The organism is bacterium, assembly GCA_037131655.1.
GTDB lineage: Bacteria > Armatimonadota > Fimbriimonadia > Fimbriimonadales > JBAXQP01 > JBAXQP01.
The window spans coordinates 1-4,534 of the sequence record JBAXQP010000222.1 but is presented as its reverse complement, the minus strand read 5'-3'; the positions used below and the strand labels follow the sequence as shown (position 1 = coordinate 4,534).

Genomic DNA, 4,534 nt, shown 5'->3' with positions numbered 1-4,534 from the left:
CCCGAAACCATCTCCTCACTGTTGCTCCATACGCTGGTCTATTTATTCTGGTTGGATATATTCGTACTATTTCTACCAAAACGAACTCAACTTAAGTTTTATGTAACCCTTTCACGGGTAACCGGAGATCTCCCGCCTGACTTCAATTTTGAAGAAGCTTTAGCTGAAGCAACTAATCCGCCCGAAGAGGAAGAAGATTTCAAACCCACGATTACCACTATTCCCTTTGGACCGTCTTTAGTATGTGGCGTGTTAGTCGTCATCTATTTTGGAGGAACAGTGGTCGGTTGGTATAAGGCTTATTTAGCGTGGGCAGGTTTATCGTAGTAATCCGAAAGGCTATCCTTAGCTCTACTTCCGGTAAGTTTCTGGGGTAGTATTAATAAGAATCGAGGGAACAAACTTGCGCGTTGGGTAGTCCAACATTCGAACGCTGCAATGATGCGGAGGGGCTTTGAACATGAAGAACCGAGGAATGACACTCATAGAAGTTTTGACTGTAATTGCGATCATCACCATTTTGGCCGCAATTATTCTGCCGGTAACCGGCATGGTCCGTGAGAAAGCGCGGCGTGCAAGCTGTCAATCTAATCTAGCCAGCCTTTCTACTGCTCTAAAATCTTACAAACTCAGCGAAGGCGGATATCCTCCGCAATTGTTGGGTTATGTTGAGAGATTTAACGCAGCCGTTGTTCCGGTTGAGCAGATGAAAAATGGCTTTCTTGTTACCAGAGGCTCGAGTTTAGATATTGGCATCTTCCGATGCGCTAATCGTTATAAGTTGGATAGCGTTACAACAGTGATCCCTGTTTGGCCTTTATTTGTATGGCCTGCAGGCTCGACGTTGAGCGGACCAATTAATACTAAAGCGGGTCAACCTTTTCAGCACGATGGCGTTAACTCTGAGCTATACGTTTTCGATAGTTTCGATATGGGCTTCAACAAGATATCCAACCGATTTGAAGAGCATTACACTTTGTTCTGGACAACCATGGGATTGGATGATACTATAACCGACAAAGGTAGTGATGATTTGAGGCAGTTGGGTTATAAAGTTCCGGATGAGAGCGCAATCGTAACTTGGGACAGCTACCACTATAGTACAGGACAGAATGCAGGGCTTCCTGAATCGGGCAAAAACGCGATCGTTCTTTATCTGAATGGATCCGTAAAGCTGGAAGATCAGAGAGTGATAGCGCAGTACGGATGGGCTTACAGGCCATCACCTTAGGGATAGGGGCTTTGCTGAATGTCTGTATGGCGATGACATGGGAACAATAACACTGGGTGAATCGTCAGCTAAACAAACGATACTGAATTCAGGCAGGATAATGAAGAGCATGCGAAGACACGTACAAACAGGTACCTCCTTGATAGAGGTTCTCACGGTTATGGTAGTAATGCTGATAGGGATTATGGCGGTTATCCGTATATTCCCGACCGGCTTTTTAGCTATAAAGAACCAAGGCGATTATACTCGTGCTGCGCGCATATCTTCCGCTGAAATGGAACGGCTAAAAGAGCATTCAGCCAACTTGCCGGACGCGATTTACGCCGTTAAGTATGATTATAATGCGAGCGGCGATCTAATTATTCTCTCCGATCCCGATACTTCCCCTGATGATCTGAAGCCCGGTCTTGTCCCCGTTGGTTCGGGGGTTGATCCTCGCTATATCTCCGATGTCAACCGTATCAGGCGGGTAGTCGGTGAACGAGTGCTTATCCCTGCCCCGCAAGTGATGTCTGATGGCAAGTCCGGCGGTTTGTACTTAATTAACTTTTCGCCTTTTGTGCCGGGAAATGAAGGGCAATTAATCGTTTACGGAAATCCACTTTTTGCGCATGAGATGGATAGCTCAACTGAAGGCTCCGTTTCCTATTGGTCATTTGGTGTTGACTATAATGATGGAGGTACGGATGCAGCAATCTTGTTACCGCCGCCACCCTCCAATCTTTCAATCGCCAATTATCCTGATGGCAAAATCCCCTATCGTGTGTCATTTGCCTATTGGTATTTAAACGGCGGCAATTGGGAACAACGATACGTGGTCAGCACCCAAGTGGAAGTCGGACAAGCAGACCCTGACCCGACGAAAAACTGGATTTCCTTTAAAGATAATCTCGTGCCCACTGCTGATCAGAGTAATTACAAAGGCATTGTTGAGGGGACCGTCAAAGTAGCCTATGCGTTTAAAGTGCTCAATCAGGATTCAGGGGACCCGAACTTTACAGCTAATTGGCCATATGAAGTCAAAGTCGATAAGAACAACCCTTGGCGTGTTATCTTTAATCCAAGCGGGTTTGGTTACAAAGTTCCAAGTGGTTGGCACAATATGACCTCGTTGGTCGCAAATATCGATTACGATGTCCTCGACTGGCACATTCTTCATGAAGACCGCCGGGTACCGGATGATAAGGTCAATCGTGTCGAGCTAAGTTTGGGGGATATCAAGCATATCGGTGAGCTTGATAACGATAACCTCAAATACTTAGGCCTTGCGCCGGGGCTTGATTCGATTACTAATGCTTTTACAAACAAAGATGTTATCGTCCTTGATACCGCAAACGGTGATATTGTCGACCCTGCCTGTTACGAGATGGATTATAAGAGTGGCACCGTTCAATTTAAGGAAGTAGGGAATTTTAAACCGGGTGGCCGAACCTTACGAATTCTTTATTCAACGATGAATAATTGGGCAATGCAGGTTCAGAAGGCTGATGCACATTATTCAATAAGACCTGCTCTCCCCCTACAAGTTGGCCAATGCTACATTGGCGGATCAAATGCCAATACAGGCAACGCCACACGTATCTATTTCCCAAGATGTGATGTTGGCAAGCAGGTGACTGTGCGTGACTATTACTATAAAGCCAATGGCGCAACGAACAGGGGTAGTAACGATACGTTTTTGATTCAAGGGTTTGAGACTATCGGTGGGATTGTTTGCTCTTATATCGACATTAAAGATGCTTATGCTGATGCTATGAGCTTTGATTGGGTGACTGGATTTGCCGTTCGAGGGGTTGAAGGCATCTCAATCAAAGTGCGGGTTATCTGGAAGCCTGCAACGAAATCTTGGAATAAATACGATGCGGATGGTGTATTATCGCGCACCGAAGACGTGCAATAAGAATGGAGCGTATGGTGAAGCGAATACAAGCGTTCACGCTAATTGAGATACTGGTAGTAGTTGCGATCACTACCATTATGATGGGGCTGTTATTAGGGCCTATCATCCTAGGATTTAAATACACTGCACAGGCACAGACTGCCATTGAAGCGCAGAATACTGCGCGTCTTGTTTTGGAAACAATTTCGCGTGAGCTTTCGAACGCCGTTTTTGTTTTTGATAACTCCACACTTGATAGTCCTGTCAATATCTACGTTAAGAACAGAAATGGCGACATCGTTCCGGTTCCTTTGCAATATGCAAAAATCGACTTCGTTCCACCCGGCCAGGGTGATACCGGCAATCGGCTCGACCCAACGACTCAAAAAGAAATGGGTTCGCTGAACCTTCCCCTTCGGCCTGGAGTAGTCTTCATTCGTTACTTTATTGGGCTTCAGAAGAATTATGATGCGAAGACAAGTAGATCCATCACTTCTTATGTCAATACTTATGAAGACCCACGCGGACTTCAGACACAGAGCGATAACATGTATGTGCTCTATCGGGCTGAAGTGCGAACGGCTAGTTTAGACCCTAATACGAATACCATGAAACCGAATACGGACTTGTTCGATCTCGATGCCAATGGTCAGCCGATCCTGAACGATCCCAATTTCTTCTATGGGACTCATGCCGCTGCCTGGAGAGCTGCCAGTCATGTTGTGGTTGAACTAAGTAATACGGACTTGATTCAGGTTCTTAGGGAGAAACGCGGTGACCGTGGGATTATTTATGAAGCTGACACGGATGGTAATCCTCAGAACGATCTGCCAAAGGTTATTCCGCTGGTTTCTTTTACACCGCAAACGATTTCAAATGAACCGGCATTGGCGGCTCGCGCTCAGTCTCAGGGTATTGAAGTGGTCGATGTGACGCCTTCTTTTGCTCCTGCGTTGGATCCTGCTAATTCTCAATTTCTCTCTGCGGACGAAGCGACCGGTGTTGCGCCGACACAATATAATTCACAACATCCGGGATGGACGTTGACATCATCGGTGACACTGTATAGGACCCCTTCAACTATCGCTCAACCAGACTATTATCGTTACAGCTTGGATTACAACACAGGCCATATGACGATTCGCCATTTTGGGCCAAATCAGTTGCCGGATGGAACTCCTCAATTTGATGTTACCGCCTATATGGCATCCGTTCGGGCAGGATCTCCTACCTTTAACGGCGCACTCTTAGCTGATGCTACGGATTTCGATGTGACCCCCTTCAGTGTTGATACAAAAGCAGGCGTGGTCATGACGGCTTTTCCGCATGATGTGCTGATGCCGGCAAATGCTGCACAACCGTTTACATTCGATGTAGGGCCTCCCACTATTCCAGTGTTGACCGGTATTCCAAATAACAATTTA

4 protein-coding genes are annotated in these 4,534 nt (G+C 46.2%); all 4 read left to right on the top strand.

Annotation, left to right across the window (positions count from 1 at the left end):
• On the top strand, positions 1-327 hold a 327-nt coding region (locus WCO51_10020), incomplete at its 5' end, for a hypothetical protein (protein MEI6513594.1).
• Positions 328-460: 133 nt separating this feature from the next.
• A complete protein-coding gene (locus WCO51_10015; protein ID MEI6513593.1) occupies positions 461-1,231 on the top strand; it encodes a prepilin-type N-terminal cleavage/methylation domain-containing protein in 771 nt (256 codons plus the stop codon).
• A 109-nt stretch (positions 1,232-1,340) separates the two neighbouring features.
• Positions 1,341-3,131, top strand: a complete 1,791-nt coding sequence (locus WCO51_10010) for a hypothetical protein (GenBank protein MEI6513592.1) — start codon at positions 1,341-1,343, stop codon at positions 3,129-3,131.
• 11 nt (positions 3,132-3,142) lie between these two features.
• On the top strand, positions 3,143-4,534 hold a 1,392-nt coding region (locus WCO51_10005), incomplete at its 3' end, for a type II secretion system protein (GenBank protein ID MEI6513591.1).

Coding starts and splice junctions, on each gene's coding strand:
- WCO51_10015 (MEI6513593.1), top strand. CDS start 461: ATGAAGAACCGAGGAATGACACTCATAGAAGTTTTGACTGTAATTGCG.
- WCO51_10010 (MEI6513592.1), top strand. CDS start 1,341: ATGCGAAGACACGTACAAACAGGTACCTCCTTGATAGAGGTTCTCACG.